This is a genomic window from Niveispirillum sp. SYP-B3756 (assembly GCF_009495745.1).
In the GTDB taxonomy this organism is placed as follows: domain Bacteria; phylum Pseudomonadota; class Alphaproteobacteria; order Azospirillales; family Azospirillaceae; genus Niveispirillum.
Window position 1 is genome coordinate 155,982 of record NZ_WIDQ01000005.1, and the last position, 21,240, is coordinate 177,221.

Consider the following 21,240-nt stretch of genomic DNA (forward strand, 5'->3'; position numbering starts at 1 on the left):
GGGAAGACAAATCCACCCGCCGCCGGGCTTTGCAGGTCAGATCAGACCGACCTTCACCATAGCGTCGCGTACAACGGCCTGGCCCTGTTCAGAGCAGGGCACCAGCGGCAGCCGCACCTCAGCTGAGGATTTGCCCAGCAGGCTGGCAGCGTACTTCACCGGGGCCGGGCTGGTTTCTACAAACATGGCATCGTGCAGCGGCATCAGCAGGTCGCGGATGCGGGCCATTTCCGCCATATCGCCTTCCGCCCAGGCGTTCTGCATCTGAGCGCACAAGGCCGGGGCCACATTGGCCGTGACAGAGATGCAACCCACACCCCCCTGTGCCAGGAAGGCCGTGGCAGTAGCATCCTCGCCGGAAAGCTGGCAGAAGTCCGGACCGATTTCGGTTCGGGTGCGCAACGGACGGGCCAGGTCAGCCGTTGCATCCTTCACGCCGACAATGTTCGGCAGCTTGGCAAGCCGGGCCATGGTTGCGACAGACATGTCGATAACGCTGCGGGCCGGAATATTGTAGATGATGATAGGGATATCGACCGCGTCATGGATGGCCTTGTAATGCTGATAAAGACCTTCCTGGGACGGCTTGTTGTAGTACGGCGTCACCACCAGTGCGGCGTCAGCGCCGATCTGCTTGGCGTGACGGGTCAGCGCAATCGCCTCCTCGGTGGCGTTGGAGCCGGTGCCGGCGATGACGGGCACGCGGCCCTTGGCCACCTCCATCGTCAGGCTGACAACCAGCCGATGCTCCTCGTGGGAGAGCGTGGGCGATTCGCCGGTGGTGCCAACCGGCACCAGCCCGTGCGTGCCCTGATTGATCTGCCACTCGACAAAATCCTGGAAGGCTTTCTCATCCACCTTCCCGTCGCGGAACGGCGTGATCAATGCGACGATGGACCCCTTGAACATAGCAGGACACCCCGGTCAAACCTGATGAAGCGGCGAACCTTAACGAGCGGCCTTTCCCGAAACAAGGGTGCTACGCGTGCCCTGGCAACGATGCTGACCTGCCTTGCGCTGGGGCTGGCCGTTACCAGCCCCGTCCGCGCGCTGAATGCAGACGATATTGCAACATATCGGCAAGCCTTCAAGGCTGCTGATCAGGGCAAGATCGAGGATGCCAAACGCATTGCCAAACGCGCCCGCGACGATGTGGCAGAAAAGGTGATCCGCTGGCTGGACCTGACCCAGCCCAACACCAGTGCCGACTGGAAGGAAATCACCAGCTTCATGCAGCGCAACCCGGACTGGCCCAATATGGCCGCCCTGCGCCGCAATGCCGAGGGGCGGATGCCGGCTGATCTTTCCTACCGCGAAGTGCGCAGCTGGTTTGAGGCCAATCCGCCACTGACCGGCACAGGCTTTGACCGCTATGTCGCCGCCTTGATGGAGACCGGTTCCAGTGACAAGGCCATCGCGCTGGTACGAAAACGCTATATTGAGGGTGGCTTCGGATCGGTGGAGGAGCGGGATTTCCGCCAGCGTTACAATGGCCTGCTGCGCCCGGCCGACCATGCGGCCCGATTGGACCGGCTGGTCTGGGACGGGAATTATGATGCGGCTGCCCGGGTGATGCCCATCGTTTCCCCCGGCGAACGCGCTGTGGCGGAGGCACGCATGGCGCTGGCTAATATGTCGCCCGGCGCTGACGGCGCCCTGCGTCGCGTGCCCGCCGCGCTCCAGGATGATCCCGGCCTGATCTATGATCGCACCAAATGGCGCCGCCGCAAGGATATGGACGAAGGGGCGCTGGAACTGCTGAGCAAACCGCCAAGGGAGGCCGAGCATGGCAGTGAATGGTGGGTGGAACGCCACATCCTGGCCCGCCGGTTGATCGAACAGGGCAAGTTCGCCCGCGCCTATGATCTGGTGGCGGCACACAAGGCCAAGGATGGGCTGGCCTTTGCCCAGGCGGAATTTCTGGCCGGCTGGCTGGCCCTGCGCCAGTTGAACCGGCCAGAGGAAGCCCAGAAACATTTCGAAAGCCTGTTCCGCGGCACCACGTCGCCCATCAGCAAATCGCGTGGCGCCTATTGGGCTGGTCGCGCCGTGGAAGCGTTGGGGAACAAGGAACTGGCGCGTACCTGGTACGATGCCGCCATGTCCTATTCCGGCACCTTCTATGGCTTGCTGGCGGCGGACAAGCTGGGCTTGCCAGCGGGCAGTGCCCTGCCCGCCCCCCTCAAGGTACCGGCCGATCTGCACAAGGCCTTCCACAAGCTGGAGTTGGTCCGCGTCGTGCAGGCATTGGCCCGCATCGAAGGGGCGGAAAGCGACCGCGTCACCCTGTTCTTGCGCAAAATGGCCGCCGGCGCCAAGACGGCGGAAACCTATGAAATGGTGGGCAATCTGGCGCTGGAGATCGGGCGGCCGGACCTGGGGGTTACCACCTCCCGTACCGCCTTGCAGGATGGATTCGTCTTGGCCGATGCCGGCTATCCGTTACTGCCGCATAAGTTGAGCCCACGGCCGGAGGCGGGGCTGGTGCATGGCATTATCCGGCAGGAAAGCAATTTCAACCGGCTGGCCGTCAGCAGTGCTGGCGCGCGCGGCCTGATGCAGGTGATGCCCCCTACCGCCAAGGCCGTGGCAAAACAGCAAGGGCTGCGCCACAGCGACGACAAGCTGACGACAGAGCCCAAGCATAATGTCGCCATTGGCAGCGCCTATCTTCAGGAATTGCTGGACCGGTTCGGCGGTTCCTATGTGCTGGCCGTCGCCGCCTATAATGCCGGGCCGGGCCGGGTTTCCGGCTGGCTGAACACCTATGGCGACCCGCGCGGCCCCAATGTAGACATGGTGGACTGGATCGAGACCATGCCCATCTACGAAACACGCAATTATGTGCAGCGGGTGCTGGAAAACCTGCACCTCTACCGGGCAAAGCTGGGGCAATCACCCATTTCAATGACCAATGATCTGGCCAGAGGCAGTGGCGGCCAGGGCTAATAGCAACCAGGAACGGGTGCTGGGGATAAGTTTTCCCCCGGCACCCATATCCCTGCGTCGATCGGCGAGGGCGCCCGAAAACAAAGGCGGGAACACCGGGTTCCCTGCAACTTTTGGACTAACCCTAAAAACCAAACGATGGAAAGCAAGCGCGGTCACTTTATAAGATATTGAAAAATAACAAATAACTACAAATTCTCTCCTCCACCCGGCGCAAAAGAATAGATTGGCGGCAGCTCGCACTTTACCGATCATTAAGACCGCTATCGCACGATTGGTGCGCGCGGACCTCGCGGGAGCGGGACGAGAAAAGCAAGGGGTGCCGGTATGATTGATACCAAAATGGAACAAGAGGTTCGGCTGGCTGCAACGACCCATGCCCGGTTGCTGGATCGTTTCATCCAACTGACCGAAGAGGAAGTACAAAAACATCCCGATGGCTTCACTGCCGAAAGCCTGCGCGAGCTTCTGCATGTATTGCGCACGGAACGCCGGACCTATGGTGTGGCGAGCGGAGTCGTGGAGGTTATGTTCCCTTCCATCGGCAATGCCGCCTGATCACCGCATCAACGGTGTCCCTCCATGCCCGTCGGGCGGGTATTGAACAATGGTCATCACCGACAAACGCAGCCCAAAGGCGATTTACCACACCTATCTGCCGCCAGCCTTCTTCTCGCTGTCGACATTCGATAAAAGTATGTTACAAACGTGGTTAATAGCTTAGTAACGGTGGAGAATGGTCGGGATGGCACGCTTAACTCGTTCTTTGTCGTTTTTTGCGTGCATTACCTGTGTGTCCTGCATTGTTGACATATTATAGTAATGCTGATCCACGCCAGCGATGGTTGAGTTCAACGAGAAGTTCTTCATCTGTTGGCTATATTAGCCCACGCACCAGTGAATCCCATACTGGTTGTAGACATTTCGGATGAAATGTTCGATATTGACCTACGATGGTATGTTGGTCATAAGTGATTTCTGCCAGTTGGTGACGAACGGATCCACCTTATTCCCAGACCTTTTTGGGACGGGGTGGCTGTCTGGAAAGACGAACTGTTATGGCTGGCATTTGCTGTCTTTGAGGCAGGAGATGTCTTGATAACGTATGACTGTTCGTCATTGCACCGTCCAATTGGACGGTGCTTTCATCCATAGCGCAGAAACGATGACGCGGGACGAGGGGGTTAGGAAGGGCAATGCCGAGACGGAGTAAGAATGCGGCCGTGGCCGCGATGGAAACGGTGATTGAAAATCATGTGGCCGGCCGCATTCGCCTGCGGCGCGGCCTTTTGGGGATGAGCCAGTCTGATCTGGCCAAGGCCCTGGGCATCACTTTCCAGCAGGTGCAGAAATATGAACGCGGCTCCAACCGCGTTTCCGTTGGCAAGCTCTATCGGCTGGCCGATATTCTGGACGTGCCACTGACCTTCTTCTTTGACGGGCTTGACGTGCCGGATATGCGCCGGCCGCCGGAAACCTTTGCCGCAACGGCGGAAGGCTCCTCCCCCATCCTGTCGCGGCGGGAACTGGATTTGCTGCGCGCCTGGAAGACGGCACCGGAAGAAATCGCCGATGCCGTTGGCTCCTTGTTGCGCGCCATCTCGCCTAATGCCGGGTATGACGAGGAGGCAGTTGCCGCTGCCCGCGCCGCTGCAACCCAGCAGGTTCCCCCCCCTGCTGCTGTCACGTCGGCACCCGCCGCCGCCGCCGCCACGGTGGAAGAATTGCCGGCCCCGCGCCGTCGTGGCCCGGTCCCCGGTTCCAAGCGTACCGGTACCGCTGCCACCCGGACTGCTGCCGCCAACAAGGTCACTGATGGCCGCCGCCGCCGGGGCGCCATCTGGGATCCGGCCGATATCCGCGATTACAGCGGCGAGAAGGAGTAATTGCGTCAATCACCCGGGTGATTGACGTATCAGTTGTTCCCCCGTCCAGGGCCGGGCGCTGTTTCCCCATAAGGGAGACAGCGCCCGGCCCTTTTTATTGGCCAGCGGTCGGGTGCAACCATAAAATGCCGGTCAGCCGGATCAGGGGGCTGGACAAGCGGAGAAGCCTGATCAATGATCGCGCCACGGGAGCCTGCCGCCGGTCTTGACGCGAGCGGCTCCGTATCCGCCAAAACCCCGGACCCGCTCGCAGAGAGGCAAGGGCTTGAAAAGGCTGGTATTCTTGGACATAGTGAACCTTATCCACAGCCTTTTCGCGGCCTGCCCTCCCCTTCCGAAGCACCCGATCGCAAACAGACGGAATTTCTGTTAGCGTTCAACCGGTTCCAAGGTAGGGACTTTCCCCGGCTGAAAAGCCGGGGCCTCATTGAAGCTGCAGTCATCGCGCCGGCGATTTCTTGCGCTATGGCAGCTTTCCCCGGCTGAAAAGCCGGGGCCTCATTGAAACCACGGCCCCTCACATCGGGGGTTTCAGCATGTCGGAAATGCGGATCAGGTCGGCCAGCGTGGCCGCCTGCATCTTCTTCATCACCTGGGCGCGGCGGACCTTCACGGTGATCTCGCTGACATTCAGCCGGGCGGCGATCTGCTTGTTCAGCAGGCCGGTGACCACCAGGGCCAGCACATCGCGTTCGCCGTCATTCAGCGTGGCGTGACGGCGGCGCAGTTCGTCGGCCACGGCATCGGCCTGCCGCTGGGTGCGGTTCAGGGCGACGGCCTTCTGGATGGCATCCAGCAGATCCTGTTCACGAAAGGGCTTGGTGAGGAATTCCACCGCCCCCGCCTTCATCGCCTGCACCGACATCGGAATGTCACCATGACCGGTGATGAAGATGATGGGCAGGCGGAGGCCGCGCCGGGCCATTTCCGCCTGCAATTCCAGCCCGCTCATCCCCGGCATCCGCACATCCAGCACCAGACAGCCCGGCGCTTCCACCGGTTCGGCCTGCAGAAAATCTGTGGCGGAGGCGAACAGCCGGGCCGGCAGCCCGACAGAGGCCAGCAAATCTTCCAGGGATTCCCGTACCGAACGGTCATCCTCCACAACATGGATCAGGGGCTGGTCGGCGGGGGCCTGGGTCATGGAATGTCGGTCCGGCTGGTCGGCAGGGTGAAATGGAAGCTGGCCCCGCCCTCTTCATTGGCTGTCGCCCAGACTTTGCCGCCATGGGTCTCGACAATGGAACGGGTGACGGCCAGCCCGATCCCCATACCATCGGGCTTGGTGGTGTGGAAGGCGTCGAACAGCTTCTCCACATTGTCGGTTTTCAGGCCGATCCCCTTATCCTGCACGCTGAACAGCGCCTGCCCGCCCTCGGCAAGGCTGATGCGGATGCGCAGGGTGCGGCCGCCTGGCGAGGTGGTGCCCATCGCTTCCACCGCGTTCAGGATCAGGTTCAGCAGAACCTGCTGAACCTGCACCTTGTCGGCCAGCACCGGCGGCATCCCCTCCCCGCTCTCGATGGTCAGGGTGACCTGATTGCGGGTCAGTTCATCACGGATCAGGGCGATGATCTCCTCCACCGTGTCCAGCGCGTTCAGCCATTCCCGGTGCGGCGGCACCGGGCGGGCCAGGCTGCGCACCCGCGCGATGACCGAGGCCGCCCGTTCCGCATCGCTGACAACGCGGGCCAGGGCCTGGCGGGCCTTGTCCAGATTGGGCGGCTGGGCCCCCAGCCAGCGCAGGCCAGCATTGCCGCTATTGGCAATGGCGCTCAATGGCTGGTTGACCTCATGCGCGATGGAGGCGGTCAGTTCGCCCAGCATGTTCACCCGCGCCACCTGCGCCAACTGTTCCCGCGCGGCGACCCCGGCCAGGATGGCCGGCCGGATGCGCAACACCAGCATGGTGGCGGCAATGACAACGATGACACTGATGGAACGGTTGATGGGCCCGGCGGCAGGGTCGCCGCCGCTGGTCAGCTCATAACTGGTCAGCAGCAGCCCCAGACAGAGGCCGGACAGCAGCAGGATGGCACGGGCCGGCAGAAAGCTGGCCGCCACCAGGGGCACGGCGACATAGAGCACGCCAATGGCGATTTCCAGATCGGTCAGCGTGTCGGCGATGAACAGGCCGGCCATGAAGGCAAACAAGCCCGCCAACCGCAGCGCCTTACCGGTCCGGCTCACCGGCTGCGGATCATGCGTGGCTATCTTCATGCCGGTTCCCCTTGCTGCCCTGCCTTTCTCTTTACCCCAAATCCCGGCGCGGCTGCCATGGCTGCTCAAATCCGCAGTTCAGGCCGATAGCGTGGTGCTGCCGTCGGTGCGCCCGCCGGCACTGCAATTGATCTGCAAGCCGTCCGTCGGCAACAGCGATAAAGGCAGCAGCACGGCCGGCAGGATGGGTTTGATCCGACGGGTCATAGCGGGGCCTTCGGACAACGGGAAGCAACACTGCCCCTGCCGAGGGGCAATGCCTGCCAGGTCGACGGGAAAGGAAAAGATGGGTGGGGATATCACACCGGATTATCCAGGCTGAACAGGTCCGCCCCTTCATCATAGGCGTAGAGTTCGGCGTAGCGGCCCCATTGGGTGACCGTGCGCAATGTGTCCTCCGCCCGATCTTCCGACATGTAATCCTCCAGCTCGTCGCGGAAGCGGCGGCCGGGGGCATGGTGGGAGGGGCGGTCATCCAGCACGCGCCGGATATGGGCCGCCAGCGGCACATAATTCAGCAGATGCTGGCCGAAAAGCTGCTTGCGCGTATCGACATCGGCTGTGGCATAGCGTCGGGCCGCCGGCAGCAGCCGCAGGTCACGCCCTTCCAGTTCGGCAAAGCGCAGCAATTGCAACAGCTCGGCAATCTCGAAAATCTCGTCATTCTTGAAATGCAGGCTGTTGGCCAGCCCCGGCAGATCGGCCTTGCCATCATAGGGGGCTTCATGCACCGCCTCGATCAGGCCGGCCAGCGTGTTGGTGGACATGCGGGGCAGGGCCATGCCGATGCCGGTGCCGGGGAACAGCCCCTCGCGCGGCTGTACCGGGTTGGTCCGGCTGGTCATGCGGGCATAGATATCTTCCACCAGCGCCCGGAAGGCGGGATCCTGGCGGCTGCGCGGCTGGGGCAGGCTAACCTTGATCTCCCCCAGCACCCGGCCGGGATTGGAGGAGAAGATCAGGATGCGGTCGCACATCAGCACCGCTTCCTCGATATTATGGGTGACCATCAGGATGGATTTGATCGGCATCCGGCCTTCTGACCACAGGTCCAGCAGATCGGTGCGCAGCGTTTCCGCCGTCAGCACATCCAGGGCGGAAAAGGGTTCATCCATCAGCAGCAGGTCGGGATTGACCACCAGCGCGCGGGCCAGCCCGACGCGCTGGCGCATCCCGCCCGACAATTCCTTGGGATAGGCGCTTTCAAACCCGTCCAGCCCGATCAGGTCGATGGCGGCCAGCGCCCGCTTGCGCCGTTCGGCCACGGGCACATGGCGGGCCTCCAGCCCGACCTCGACATTTTCCAGCACGGTCAGCCAGGGGAACAGGGCAAAGCTTTGGAACACCATGCTGACGACGGTATCCGCCCCATCGGCACCGGGGGGGAAGCTGACGCTGCCGGCGGTCGGCCAGATCAGCCCGGCGATGGAGCGCAGCAGGGTGGATTTGCCGGAACCCGACCGGCCCAACAGCCCGACCACCTCGCCCTCGTACAGGGTGAGGTCGACATGATCCAGCACGGTCAGGCCGCTGCCGCCCTTGCCATAGACATGCCGGACGTCACGCACCTCGACAAGGGGGGCCGCCTGGCGGACGATTTCCTGAATGTAGGCCATGTTCTTGCCTCCTCAATCAAGGCGCAGACGACGTTCGGCGAACCCATAGAGCGGCCGCCAGAGGATGCGGTTGAAGGCGATGACGAACAGCGACATCACGGCGATGCCCAACGCCACGCGCGGATAATCCCCGGCCTGGGTGGCGTTGGCGATATAGGCGCCAAGGCCGGTGGCCTGCAGATGCCGGTCGCCCCAGGAGACGACTTCCGTGACGATGCTGGCGTTCCACGACCCGCCGGAGGCCGTCAGGGCGCCGGTGACGTAATAGGGGAAGACACCGGGCAGGGCGACCTGTCGCCACCATTGCCAGCGGCGGATGCCGAAAATATGCGACGCCTCCCGCAGGTCGGTCGGCAGGGCGCTGGCCCCGGCGATGACATTGAACAGGATGTACCATTGCGTGCCCAGCACCATCAGCGGTGACAGCCAGATATCCGGGTTCAGGTGCAGCCCGGCGATGATCACCACCGCGAAGGGGAACAGCACATTGGCCGGAAAGGCCGCCAGGAACTGGGCCAGCGGCTGCAACCGTTCCGCCCAGGCCGGGCGCAGGCCGATCCAGACGCCGATCGGCACCCAGATCAGGCTGGCCAGGGCGATCAGCACCACCACCCGCAGCATGGTGGCCATCCCCAGCCCGAAGGTGGCCAGAATGTCCGCCAGGCTGAGTTCGGTCATGATGAAACGGGCAATCTGGATGCTGGCCGCCAGACAGCCCAGCAGCACCAGCCCGCCCCACAGCCGGTTCAGCAGGGGCGAGGGGGCGCGCTCGGCCACGGCGCGGCGCGGTCCCCTGGCCGGCCAGCGTTCCAGCAGGGCAATGGCCCCATCCAGCCAGCCCAGCGGGGCCAGCAGCATCCGCATGATTCGGGTGCGCCGCACCAGATCATACAGCCAGGAGCTTGGCCGCTGCTGCGAGGCCGTCTGTTCGAAACGGAACTTGTCCGCCCAGGCGACGATCGGCCGGAAGAACAACTGATCATAGAGCATGATCACCACGGCCATGCCGCCCACGGCCCAAGCGATGGCCATCATGTTCTTCTGGGCGATGGCCAGGGCCAGCCAGGAACCGATACCGGGCAGAGTCACCGTGGTATCGCCGACGCTGATCGCCTCCGACGCCACCACGAAGAACCAGCCGCCCGACATGGACATCATCATGTTCCAGACCAGCCCCGGCATGGCAAAGGGCAGTTCCAGCCGCAGAAAGCGCCGCCAGGGGGAGAAACCGAACTGCCACGTCACCTCTTCCAGATCATGGGGCAGGGTGCGCAGCGACTGATAGAAGCTGAAGGCCATGTTCCAGGCCTGGCTGGTGAAGATGGCGAAGATCGCCGCGCATTCCACGCCCAACTGCCGGCCCGGAAACAACCCCATGAAGAAGGTGACGGTGAAGGTGAGAAAGCCCAGCACCGGCACCGATTGCAGGATATCCAGCGCCGGAACGATGATCAGTTCCGCCTTGCGGCTTTTGGCGGCCAGGGTGGCAATGGTGAAGGTGAAAAGCAGCGACACCGCCAGGGCCGCGAACATGCGCAGCACCGTGCGCAGGGAATAGGCCGGCAATTGCCAGGGATCGAGCTCCAGCGGCACTGTATCCAGGGCTGTTAGCGGCTGCCCCATCTGCCGGACACCCTGCACGACCAGCAGACCAATCACGGCCAGCAGCAGGAAGGCAACGATATCGGCCCAATAGGGAATGGCGCCGGGGCGGGCCACCTGCAGCACAGGCTGCGCCCGCTTCCCGTCAGGGGAAAGGAAGATCATGGTTACCTCCGGGGCATCCCGCCGGGCGGCAACCAGGGCGCCTTACGCCACCTGCCGCCATCCCTGCGGGATGCCTGTTCTATCTCCGGGTCGACTGTCGCTGGACATGCGGGCGGTGTTCCCTTGTTCACCGGGACCGTGCATCACGGTACCGACGCTGAGGTGATTGATACGCCCTGTGGCGGCACGGGGCGAGGCTGCACAGGGTTACTTTCAGAGGCATGGCGTATCGCCCGTCTATACCAAGGTATATCCGGTCGCCGGCACCATGCGGACATGGCATAAGGCCTGCGACGGGGCACCCCGTCGCAGGCTGGCAAAGGCACTTGTTTTACCTATACCGGGGCAGTCGCTGCAAAACCCGATCCCGCTGAGTTCTTCTCACCATTTCTTGCTGATACTGATACCATAGCTGATCGGGCGGCCATAGACGCGGTAATAGCTGCCCAATCCATCATTATTGGCATCGGTCAAATAACTCTTGTTGGTCAGGTTGCGACCCCACAGCGCCGACGTCCAGCCACCGTCATCCGATGTCAGGCTGATCCGGCCATTGAGCAGCCCGTAACCGTCCAGGTTGCGCAGGGCGGCATCTACCGGATTTTGCATCACAATGCGGTTGCTGCGGAAATTATAATCCAGCGCGATGCCGGCCATCAGGTCGCTGGTCAGCTCCCAATCATAGGAGGCGGCGATATTGCCGCTCCAGCGCGGGGAAAAGTCGATCCGGCGATCCTTCCAGTTCAGCGGCTGGCTGTTGAAGGAGAAAATCTGCTTGTCACTGTCGGTGACCTTGGCCTCCATATAACCGACGGAACCCTGCAGCGTCAGGCCGGGGAACGGCTTCAACACGGTTTCCAGTTCGACGCCATCATGGCGGGCCTTGCCGACATTGGTCAGACGGAAGATGAACTGGCCGGGCGTCAGCACGCTGGGCAGCGTGGTCAGTGCCTGCAAGTCCTTATGATCATAATGGAAGGCGGTCAGGTTCAGCATCAGCCGGTTTTCCAGCCAGGTGCTCTTCAGGCCTGCCTCATAAGACCAGACGATTTCTTCCTTATAGGGGGTGACATCGGCCGGTTCCTGCGGGAAGCCGCCAAAAACGCCGCCGGACTTGTAGCCACGGGCGATGGCAGCATAGGCCATCACTGATTTGTCGAACTTGTAGTCGGCCGACACCTTGCCCGACCAATGGTCCTTCAGCTTGGCGGTGGAATTCAGGTTACGCAACAGAACGACATTATCCTGGGGAAAATAGAAGGTACCGTCGCGGTACCGCGTTTCCTCGTCAGAATAGCGCAACGAAGCGGACAGGTTCAGTTGGTCATTGACCGCATAATCCACCTGCCCATAGAGCGCAGCATAGTCCGTTTCCTGCCGGTAACGCACATTGATGAAGGCATTTTCCTGGCGCACGCCCAGCGGCGCGAAGGAAAGGCCGACAATGGCGACATTGTCGCGCAGATCGGCAATGCGATGACCCTTGTAGCTGTTATAGGCATAGATGGCGCCGGCCAGCCATTTGAACGGGCCGTCATCAGTGGACGTAAGGCGCAATTCCTGCGACATCTGCCGGATGGTCGCCGTATCATTCTGCTCCGCCAACCGCAGGTTGGTCGCATCATAATCGAAAAGCTGCTGGAAACCGAAACGGCTGACCCCGGTGATGGAGCTGAGCTTCACCGTGTCGAAATCATAATCCAGCGACAGGGTGCCGCCCCATTCATGATTATCCAGCTTGTTTCCGGGAGAGGAGATGACACGTTTTCCATCATCCGACACCAGGCTGGTGGGCAATGCACCCTTACCCCCGGTTATGATATTGTTGAACTGGGCAAAGTTCAGGCAGTTTTTATTATCCACCCGGCCGGCCAGCACGGGCGCGCAGAAATTCCCGTTGGCATCATAGGCGGCGGTCGCCGAGGCCAATGCGGTTTCCGACTGGTCGCGGTTAGCGAACAGTTTCAACACGCCCGTCAGGCGTTCACTGGGCTGGAACAGGGCCTGGATACGGCCGGACGTGCGGTCGGGCGCGCCATATTTGCCGCTGGCAACCGGGGTACGCTGCCAGCCGCTGCCGCCTTCCTGGGTGGCGGCCACACGCAGGGCGAAATTATCCGAGACCGGTACCGATTGCGCCGCTTCCAACCGATATTCATTCCAGCGGCCATAATCGGAACTGAAATAGCCGTCGCTGGCCCCCAATTCCGGCCGGCGCGACAAGATTTTCACCGCACCACCGGTGGTGTTGCGCCCATAAAGACCGCCCTGCGGCCCCTTCAATACTTCCACCCGCTCCAGATCATACATGGTGCCGCCGCCCATGACGGAGGAGCTTTGGTAAATATCATCGATATAAATGGCGGTCGCCGGGTTATTGTTGGCATTGTAATCAAACAAGGCCACACCACGAATAACCCAGGTGGGGGCGCCGCCCCCCTTGTCGGCCTGGATCTGCACATTGGGGATCAGCGCCCCCACCTGATCCACCGTAACAGCGCCGGCATCCTTCAGCGTGTCGCCCCGGAAGGCGCTGATCGCCACCGGCACATCCTGCAGGTTCTGGGCGCGGCGCTGCGCTGTCACCACGATTTCATCAATGCCCGCCTCGTCGGCCAGGGCGGTGCCCGCCGGCAGGGCCAGCGCCACCAGTGAACAACAAAGCCCAAGACCAGCCGTGAAAGGATGCTTCAGTGTCATCATGTTCTCCCTTGACCCTGACATGGGTCGGGCATGGGACGACCAGCGGCGTCACCGGCAAGGTGGCAGCAACCGGCATTGCCCAGCGCCGCAAAAGGCGGGGCAATAAGTGCCGTCATGCGACAAGGGGCTTCATCCCCCCATCGCCTATCCATGTTACCGAACCCGTTGTGAACGGACCCCCCGCCTGTCACCAGGCACCAAACCGGAAGGTCAAACCCTGTCCAAAAATTTTTGGTCGATTGACCATTTTTCGTCCCTTAGAGCGACTGATTTCCCTGTCGATGTCAAGCAGGTTTTTTAAAATTTTCGATATTCGATATGACGCTCTGCCTTCAGAAACATAATATTATTAAATATCAATCACTTAAATTCCTACTTCGCTTGTGGTTTATCCTGGCTGCCGGTACAAACGCGGCCTGTAAACGCTCCGACCTGCCCACCGAATCCCCCCCGGCAGCCTGATCGATATCGGGTTTAGTCAGATGATCAAAACTGATTGACGCTATCTTGACCACGACCTACCATCAAGATGGCAGGGTGCAACCATGCGCGAACCTTGGCCGTTCCAGGGATATGGTACCGCGCTGGCCCCGGCCACCGCAGGGACGATCCAGATTTTTCAGTCGGTTACGGGAATTGACGTGGCAGCAAAAACAAAAAGCGAAGTCACCAAAGACAGCATCATGGCCGCCGCCATCGCGGTGATCGCCAAGGAAGGGGTGCAGGGCGCCACCACGCGCAAGATCGCGGCCCAGGCGGGCATCAATCTGGGCTCGCTGCATTACCATTTCGAGGGCAAGGACGCGATGTTGCTCAGCGTGCTGAGTTATCTGATCGAAAGCTCCCGCGCCGCACTCACCAGCTATTTCACCGAAACGGAGCCGCTGGCCGACCGGATCGAACATCTGATGGTGTTTATCCGAGGCGCGGTGGAACGCCACCCGGAACAGCAGATCGCCCTGTTCAACCTCACTCTCTATGCGCTGAGCACCTCGGGTTCCGAGTGGCTGGCCAAGAAAAAATATGAGGAATATTTGGGGCTTTACCGCGATGCGCTGAATGATGCCAGCGATGTGCGCGACGGAACGCTGAAGCCCGATATTGAAGCCCTGGCAAATTTCATCTTCACCGGATTCGTCGGCATCCTGATGCAATGGCTGGCCACGGCCAATGGTTTCCGCGCCCGCCAGGCTGTGCAGACATTGGTGATGGCGGCGCGCAAAACCTTCCTGTAAAGGCCCGGCCCGCCCGGCGGTCGCCCATCCCCACAGAGAAAATTTGGTCATATGATCAAAATTTTCCTGCATCCTGAAAAGCGATACCAGCGTTCGGCATCGCTTTGATTTTTCCGGAAGATTTCTTCACCTACCCTTCTTTTTTAGCCAGAAAACCCCACAAATTGGTCGCTGAAAGTCCATTCGACTTGTATATTTCCGCTTGACAGCGGCGTGGTTATCTGGCGGCCTTAAGGCATAATTTAGTCATCCGATCAAATACGGATGCAAGTACAGGGAAGGCTTGGGAACAAGGCCGTCAAGGCCGACCAGCCGGACATTTGGTTGAAACCGCGCGGGTGCCCTGCACCCGCCACCGTTTGCTGTTTTCCGCGCAGGCGCCGCAAGGCGTCGCCGAGAAGCCTTTTGTTGCGCCTTCACCGGCAGCGACGGGGGGATTCCAGCGGGCCGGCGGCGGGTACCGTCTGGGAGATGTTTCATGGAACCGCTCTGCACCCCCCTCCTGTCACTCCATCACGGCCCATGGCGGCCACTTGGTCTCTGAAAAACAGCCCCAAGCCCTGTTACGCCTGCCTGAAAGGCTGCCCCCCGTGATGGTTTCCACCTCCCTCCCAACATCCAACGCTGCTGCCCGCCCGCTGCTGGCGGTCACCGTGTTCGGTTTCATCGGCCCCTTCATCTTCCTGGTTTCACCGGTGATCGCCGGCCAGTTGGCGCTGCAATGGCAGTGGCCGGCGGGTGATATCGGCCTCTTGATGGCGGCAGAGCTGGCCGGCGCTTCGCTGGTCACCTTCCCTGCCATCCTGTTGCTGCGCCGCCTGCCCTGGCGCCCGTTGACGCTGGTGGCCGGGCTGGTCTTCGCCCTGCTCTCCCTGGCATCCGCCTTTGTGGCGATGGGCAGCGGGGCGCTGGGCTGGATGCTGGGGCTGCGTTTCCTGGGTGGGGCCGCCGGTGGTGTGCTCTCCGTGGTCAGCGTGATGGCGGCGGGGGCCTATGTCGCGCCGCACCGGGCCTTTGCCTGCTGGGCCGCCGGCCAGACGGTCAGTGCGGCGCTGGGTCTGCTGCTGCTACCGCTGCTGTTCAACGTCACCGGGCTGGCCGGGCTTTACGGGGTGCTGGCCCTGGTCACCCTGCTGGCCATGGCCACCCTGGGCGGCCTGCCCGACCATTGGCAGACGCCGCCGGCCGATCTGTCCGCCAGCCGCAGCGGTGCTGCCGGGCTGAGCCTGCTGGCCATCTTCGGCTATTTCACCGCCGTCAGCGGCGCCTGGGCCTTTGTCGGGGTGCCGGGGGCCGAGCTGGGATTGTCGGAACCGCAGATCGGCACGCTGACGGCCGTGGCCATGTTCACCGCAGTGATCGGATCGGCCGCCGCCTCCATGGTGGAAAATGGCCCGCTGCGCACGCCTTCCACCCTGACGGTGTTTGTGCTGTTGCTGCTGTGCCTGGGGCTGATCTCCAGAACCGGCACATTGTCGCTCTATATCGTCGCCGTCATCGCCTTTCAGCTCTGCTGGTCATTCCTAGTGCCGATGCTGCTGGCCACGCTGGCCGATAATGACAGCAAAGGCACCCTGATGATCTTCTCCAACATGATCATCGGCGGGGGTGCCGCCCTGGGGCCACTGGTTAGCGGCTATGCCCTGGAACATAGCGGCCATTATGCCGATGTCGCCTTGCTGGGCGGCCTGCTGCTGCTGCTGGCGGCCGCCAGCTTCCTGATTGCCCGTATCCGGGGCCACCGCTAAAGCCGCCCCCTCCCTCAACCGAACCTGCCACCCCATCGCCGGGAAACCAACCATGTCCTCGCCCCTTCAAAGCTATATCGACGGACGCTGGCTGCTGCCGACGAACCCGAATATCATCGATGTGATCAATCCCGCCACCGGTCAGCCCTGCGCCAAGGTGGCGCTGGCCGGCCCGGCAGAGGTGGATCAGGCGGTATCCGCCGCCAGGCAGGCCTTCCAGGGTTTCGCCAGCAGCACGCGCCAGGAACGGCTGGACCTGCTGTCCGCCATCCTGGCCGCCTATGGGGCGCGGATGGCGGACATTGGCGATGCCATTCGCCAGGAAATGGGGGCACCGCAGGGCTTTGCCCGGCAGGCGCAGGCCGGCATCGGTGCCGCCCATCTGGCCCAGACCATAGAAACGCTGCGCCATTTCAACTTTGAGGAAGAGCGCCCCAACCTGCGCATCGTGCGGGAGCCGATCGGCGTTGCCGGGTTGATCACCCCCTGGAACTGGCCGATGAACCAGATCATCTGTAAGGTGGCCCCTGCCCTGGCGGTCGGCTGCGCGGTGGTGCTGAAGCCCAGCGAACTGGCCCCTTTGAGCGCCACCCTGTTTGCCGAGATCATGCATCAGGCCGGCGTGCCGGCGGGCCTGTTCAATCTGGTGCATGGCGATGGGCCGAGGGTGGGCCAGGCCATTGCCCGCCATCCCGACATTGAATTGGTGTCCTTCACCGGGTCCACCCGCGCCGGCATCGATGTGGCCCGGCTGGCAGCCGATACGGTGAAGCGCGTCTCCCAGGAACTGGGCGGCAAATCCGCCAATATCCTGCTGCCGGACGCTGATTTCCCGGCCGCCGTGGCCGGCGGCGTGCGCCATTGCTTCTCCAACAGCGGCCAATCCTGCAACGCCCCCACCCGGATGCTGGTGCCGGAAGACCGTTATGCCGAGGTGGCAGCAATCGCCGCCGCCACGGCCAACGCCATCAAGGTGGGCGACCCGCTGGACCCGGTGACGGAGCTGGGCCCGGTCTCCAACGCCAACCAGTTCGCCAAGATCCGCCGGCTGATCCAGACCGGCATCGCCGAGGGGGCGGAACTGCTGGCCGGCGGGCCGGAAATGCCGGCGGGCCTGTCGCAGGGCTTCTATATCCGCCCCACCGTGTTCGGCCGGGTAACCCCCGCCATGACGGTCAGCCGGGAGGAGATATTCGGCCCCGTCCTGTCCATCCTGACCTATCGGGATGAGGAAGAGGCCATCGCCATGGCCAATGACACGGTCTATGGGCTGGCCGCCTATGTGCAATCGGGCGATCCGGCGCGTGCGCTGGCTGTCGGCCGTCGCCTGCAGGCCGGCACCGTCTATCTCAACAGCCCGGAATGGAGCCCGGCGGTCCCGTTCGGTGGCTACAAGCAATCGGGCAATGGCCGCGAATATGCGGAATTCGGTCTGGCCGAATTCCTGGAGATCAAGGGCATCGCCAGCCGCTGATACCAATCTCCCTTGATCGTGACCGATCCAGGGAGATTTTGCGCTCCCTCAATCGCCGGGCGCTGCCTCCGGCAGCTTGGCTTGACAGCGGGCATGTGCCCGCGGGCCGGCAGTCGCCGGCCTCCAACCCGCCTAAAGGTCAACCTTCAGGCGGGTTGGTATGACATCGAATGACGGACCTCGAAAAGCGGCCGAACTCGGAACAGGAAAAGACCATGCAAGGCGAGCATTTATGGCAATGGGAGGCCGGCGCGCTGGCCGAGGCCATCCGGCAGCGGCGCGTCAGCGCGCGGGAGGCGGTGGAAAGCTGTCTGGCGCGGATCGCGCAGGTGAACCCTGTCATCAACGCCCTGACGGAAATCCAGGAACAGGCGGCATTGGCCGCCGCTGACAAGGCTGATCAGGCAGTGGCAGCCGGGGGCGACCTGCCGCCGCTACATGGCGTGCCCGCCACGGTGAAGATCAATGTCGATCAGGCCGGCAGCGCCACCACCAACGGGGTTGCCCCGCTGGTTGGGTTGATCGCCTCGGTTGACAGCCCGCCGGTGGCGAACTGGCGCAATGCCGGCACCATCTTCCTGGGCCGCAGCAATGCACCGGCCTTTTCCTGCCGCTGGTTCACTGACAATGCGCCGCACGGGCGGACGCTGAACCCGTGGAATCCGGGGCTGAATGTCGGCGGGTCCAGCGGCGGGGCCGCCGCCGCCACGGCCACCGGCATGTCACCGCTGGCCCATTGCAATGATCTGGCCGGCTCTGCCCGCCTGCCGGCTGCCGCCTGCGGCGTCTATGGTCTGCGCCCCACGGTGGGCCGGGTGCCCGCCTTCAACGCCACAGCCAAGGCCGAACGGTCGCTGTGCCTGCAGTTCGGCTCGGCCCAAGGGGTCATTGCCCGCTCGGTCGGTGACATTCGGCTGGGCCTGCACAGCATGGCGCGGCGCGATCCGCGTGACCCGGCCTGGGTGCCGGCCCCGCTGGAACAGCCCGATGATGCAGCGCCGGTGCGCGTTGCCCTGTTCACGGGTGTGGGCGAACACCGGCCCGACAGTCACACCGCCGCCGCCCTGCGCCAGGCCGCCGACACGCTGGCCGATGCTGGCTATGAGGTGGTGGAGGCGGCCCCGCCGCGCTTCATCGAGACAGCCGAACTCTGGATGGCGCTGCTCTCCAATGATTGCCGCACGCCGGCGGCCCGCGCCGCCTTCAGCATGGGCGATGCGGATTTCCTGCACTCGCTGGAATTGACGGCAGCCTGCGTGCCGGAGATGAGCCCGGCCGACATGCTGGCCACCTTGTCGGCCCGCACCGGCCTGCTGCGGGAATGGCAGTTGTTCCTGGAGGCCTATCCGCTGCTGCTGATGCCCACCGCCTGGACCGCCGCCTTCCCGGTAGGCCATGATATTGCCGGTGAACGGGAAGCACGGGAATTGCTGGTCGCCCACAGCCCCTGCACCAGCACGGCCTGTGTCAGCGTGCCGGCCCTGACGATACCGTTCCGCCCCGCAGGCTCTCCCCTGCCCGTCGGCATCCAGCTCGTGGCCGCCCGCTTCCGCGAAGGGCGTATTCTGGCCGCCGCCCAGGCGATGGCCAGCCGGCTGCCGCCCGTCAGCCCCATCGATCCGGTCACGGCATGAGCCTGGCACCGACAGCCGCCGCAGCCGGTGAGGGAAGCCGCCCGGCGCGTGGCAACGCCACACGGGAAGCCATCATGGCCGCCGCCATCACCGTGCTGGCGCGTGACGGGGTGCAGGGCACCACCACGCGCCGTATCGCGCAGGAGGCGGGGATCAATCTGGGCACCCTGCATTATCATTTCGATGGCAAGGAAGCGGTGCTGCTGTCGGTGCTGTCGCACCTTCTGGCCCGGGTGCAACAGGAACTGGCCACCCGGTTTACCCAGCCGGAACCATTACGGGATCGTATTGATAGCCTGATCATGTTCATCCGTTCGCAGGTGGAACAAAGGCCGGATGAACAGGTGGCGCTTTTCAACCTCACCCTCTACGCCCTGGCCACCGATGGTTCGCAATGGCTGGCGAAGAAGAAATACGAAGAATTCCTGGCGCTTTACCGGCAGACGCTGGCAGAGGCGTCCGATGTGCGTGATGGCAGCCTGAACCCCGATCTGGACGGGCTGGCCAATTTCATCCTGACCGGCCTTGTCGGCATTCTGCTGCAATGGCTGGCCACGGCCAATGGGCTGCGATCACACCAGGCGGTGCGGATGCTGGTCCAGGCCGCCCAACAATTATATCTGCCCAGCCATGGAGACAGAGCATGAGCCTGCCTGATCAGTTCCAGGTCGCCATTATTGGCGCCGGTTTCGCCGGCCTGACCGCCGCCCGCGCCCTGCAGGCCGCCGGGCTTTCCGTGATCGTGCTGGAAGCGCGTGACCGGGTGGGCGGCCGCATCCATACCCGCCACGCACCCGACGGCACCCCCATCGATGTTGGCGGCCAATGGGTCGGCCCGACACAGGACAAGGTCTTGGCCCTGGCCGATGAATTGGGGGTGGAAACCTTCACCGCCTATGAGCAGGGGGAGACGCTGTACTGGCTGGAGGGCCGGAGAAGCCGCTGTGAAGGGATGCTGCCGCCCTATGATGAAGAAACCAGGGTGGCGGTGGAAGGCATCTTCGCCAAGCTGGACGGTTTGGCCGCGACGGTAAACCCGGAATTCCCCTGGCTGTCGCCCGATGCCCAGGCGCTGGACAGTCTCAGCTTCGAAGCCTGGATCGAACAGGCAAGCGACGTGCCCGCCGCACGGTTCTGGATGCGCTTCCTGGCCCGCTCGGTGCTGGCCTCCGACGCGCGCGAACTCTCCTTCCTGCATGTGCTGTGCTATATCCGCGCCGGTGGTGACCTGCGCACGGTGATCAGCATGGGCGGCGGCGCGCAGGAACGGCGCTTTGTCAAAGGCGCGCAGCACCTGGCCGAAAAGCTGGCCGATCAGGTGCGCCCGCTGATCCGCTTCAACAGCCCCGTCCGGGCCATTGCCCAGGATGAAAAGGGCGTGACCATTCAGTATGCGGGCGGCAGTGTGAAGGCAGACCGGGTGATCGTCACCCTGCCGCCAGCACTGGCCGGCCGGCTCAATTACAGCCCTGCCCTGCCCGGCCCGCGCGATTACCTGACCCAGCGGATGCCGATGGGCGCCTGTATCAAGATCCAGTTCTTCTATGATGCGCCCTTCTGGCGGGCCGAGGGCCTGTCGGGCATGGCGGTCAGCGACGAAGGCCCGATGAGCCTGACCTATGACAACTCCCCCGCCGTCGGCACACCGGGCGTGATGGTCGGCTTCATCGAAGGGGACGAGGCCAAACATTGGACCGCCAGCAGCCCGGCCGAGCGCCGCGCGGCGGTAATCGCCGAGCTGGTGCATCTGTTCGGCCCCCAGGCCGCCAATGTACGGCATTATGAGGAACTGTCCTGGCTGGAGGAGGAATTCTCCCGCGGTGGCTATGGCGGCTTCCTGGTGCCGGGTGCCTGGACCAGCGTGGGCCACACCATCCGCCAGCCGGTAGGCCGCATCCATTGGGCGGGGACGGAAACCGCCTGGATCTGGACCGGTTATATGGATGGGGCGATCCGGTCGGGCGAGCGGGTGGTGGCGGAAATCCTGGCCGTACATCAGGGGTAAGCC

General features: G+C 63.1%; 16 protein-coding genes. 9 read left to right on the plus strand and 7 right to left on the minus strand.

Features of this window, described 5'->3' with window-relative positions:
- Positions 1-36: 36 nt before the first annotated feature.
- Positions 37-909 carry a 4-hydroxy-tetrahydrodipicolinate synthase gene (gene dapA, locus GE253_RS12955; RefSeq protein ID WP_153204542.1) on the minus strand — a complete coding sequence of 291 codons (873 nt, stop codon included), beginning with the start codon at positions 907-909 and terminating at the stop codon, positions 37-39.
- A gap of 90 nt (positions 910-999) precedes the next feature.
- Here dapA and GE253_RS12960 point away from each other — a divergent pair, with 90 nt between their 5' ends.
- The 3 genes from GE253_RS12960 to GE253_RS12970 all read left to right on the plus strand — a co-directional run bounded on the left by GE253_RS12960 (position 1,000) and on the right by GE253_RS12970 (position 4,835).
- On the plus strand, positions 1,000-2,949 hold the full coding sequence (locus tag GE253_RS12960; protein WP_247878637.1) for a lytic transglycosylase domain-containing protein: 1,950 nt from the start codon (positions 1,000-1,002) through the stop codon (positions 2,947-2,949).
- A gap of 327 nt (positions 2,950-3,276) precedes the next feature.
- On the plus strand, positions 3,277-3,507 hold the full coding sequence (locus GE253_RS12965) for a hypothetical protein (RefSeq protein ID WP_153204544.1): 231 nt from the start codon (positions 3,277-3,279) through the stop codon (positions 3,505-3,507).
- A 638-nt stretch (positions 3,508-4,145) separates the two neighbouring features.
- Complete coding sequence (locus GE253_RS12970; RefSeq protein WP_153204545.1) at positions 4,146-4,835, plus strand: helix-turn-helix domain-containing protein; 690 nt, start codon at positions 4,146-4,148, stop codon at positions 4,833-4,835.
- Between the two features lie 517 nt (positions 4,836-5,352).
- Here the strand turns inward: GE253_RS12970 and GE253_RS12975 are convergent.
- From GE253_RS12975 to GE253_RS12995, 6 genes are all read right to left on the minus strand, one after another.
- Positions 5,353-5,979 (minus strand): response regulator transcription factor, encoded by a 627-nt coding sequence (locus GE253_RS12975; protein WP_153204546.1) that lies wholly within the window; start codon positions 5,977-5,979, stop codon positions 5,353-5,355.
- Positions 5,976-7,055, minus strand: coding sequence for an ATP-binding protein (locus GE253_RS12980; RefSeq protein ID WP_153204547.1), 1,080 nt, complete (start codon positions 7,053-7,055; stop codon positions 5,976-5,978). The genes GE253_RS12975 and GE253_RS12980 overlap by 4 nt, the downstream gene beginning before the upstream one ends.
- A gap of 78 nt (positions 7,056-7,133) precedes the next feature.
- Positions 7,134-7,262, minus strand: a complete 129-nt coding sequence (locus GE253_RS26515) for a hypothetical protein (protein WP_282183216.1) — start codon at positions 7,260-7,262, stop codon at positions 7,134-7,136.
- A 92-nt stretch (positions 7,263-7,354) separates the two neighbouring features.
- Positions 7,355-8,671, minus strand: coding sequence for a nitrate/sulfonate/bicarbonate ABC transporter ATP-binding protein (locus GE253_RS12985; protein ID WP_153204548.1), 1,317 nt, complete (start codon positions 8,669-8,671; stop codon positions 7,355-7,357).
- Positions 8,672-8,683: 12 nt separating this feature from the next.
- Positions 8,684-10,438, minus strand: a complete 1,755-nt coding sequence (locus GE253_RS12990; protein WP_153204549.1) for an ABC transporter permease subunit — start codon at positions 10,436-10,438, stop codon at positions 8,684-8,686.
- Positions 10,439-10,819: 381 nt separating this feature from the next.
- Positions 10,820-13,141 carry a TonB-dependent receptor gene (locus tag GE253_RS12995; protein WP_173012622.1) on the minus strand — a complete coding sequence of 774 codons (2,322 nt, stop codon included), beginning with the start codon at positions 13,139-13,141 and terminating at the stop codon, positions 10,820-10,822.
- 545 nt (positions 13,142-13,686) lie between these two features.
- On the opposite strand from GE253_RS12995, the gene GE253_RS13000 reads away from it, so the two are divergent.
- The 6 genes from GE253_RS13000 (at position 13,687) to GE253_RS13025 (ending at position 21,237) form a co-directional block, all read left to right on the plus strand.
- Positions 13,687-14,376 carry a TetR/AcrR family transcriptional regulator gene (locus GE253_RS13000; protein ID WP_153204551.1) on the plus strand — a complete coding sequence of 230 codons (690 nt, stop codon included), beginning with the start codon at positions 13,687-13,689 and terminating at the stop codon, positions 14,374-14,376.
- A gap of 593 nt (positions 14,377-14,969) precedes the next feature.
- Complete coding sequence (locus tag GE253_RS13005; RefSeq protein WP_348770851.1) at positions 14,970-16,124, plus strand: MFS transporter; 1,155 nt, start codon at positions 14,970-14,972, stop codon at positions 16,122-16,124.
- A 52-nt stretch (positions 16,125-16,176) separates the two neighbouring features.
- Positions 16,177-17,598 carry an aldehyde dehydrogenase family protein gene (locus GE253_RS13010; protein WP_153204553.1) on the plus strand — a complete coding sequence of 474 codons (1,422 nt, stop codon included), beginning with the start codon at positions 16,177-16,179 and terminating at the stop codon, positions 17,596-17,598.
- Between the two features lie 170 nt (positions 17,599-17,768).
- On the plus strand, positions 17,769-19,232 hold the full coding sequence (locus GE253_RS13015; protein ID WP_247878638.1) for an amidase: 1,464 nt from the start codon (positions 17,769-17,771) through the stop codon (positions 19,230-19,232).
- Entirely contained in the window at positions 19,229-19,879 is a 651-nt protein-coding gene (locus GE253_RS13020) for a TetR/AcrR family transcriptional regulator (protein ID WP_153204554.1), read from the plus strand. The genes GE253_RS13015 and GE253_RS13020 overlap by 4 nt, the downstream gene beginning before the upstream one ends.
- The gene (locus tag GE253_RS13025) at positions 19,876-21,237 is read left to right on the plus strand and encodes a flavin monoamine oxidase family protein (RefSeq protein WP_153204555.1); all 1,362 of its coding nucleotides are present in this window, start codon (positions 19,876-19,878) and stop codon (positions 21,235-21,237) included. Before GE253_RS13020 ends, GE253_RS13025 begins: the two co-directional genes overlap by 4 nt.
- The last annotated feature ends 3 nt before the right edge of the window (positions 21,238-21,240 follow it).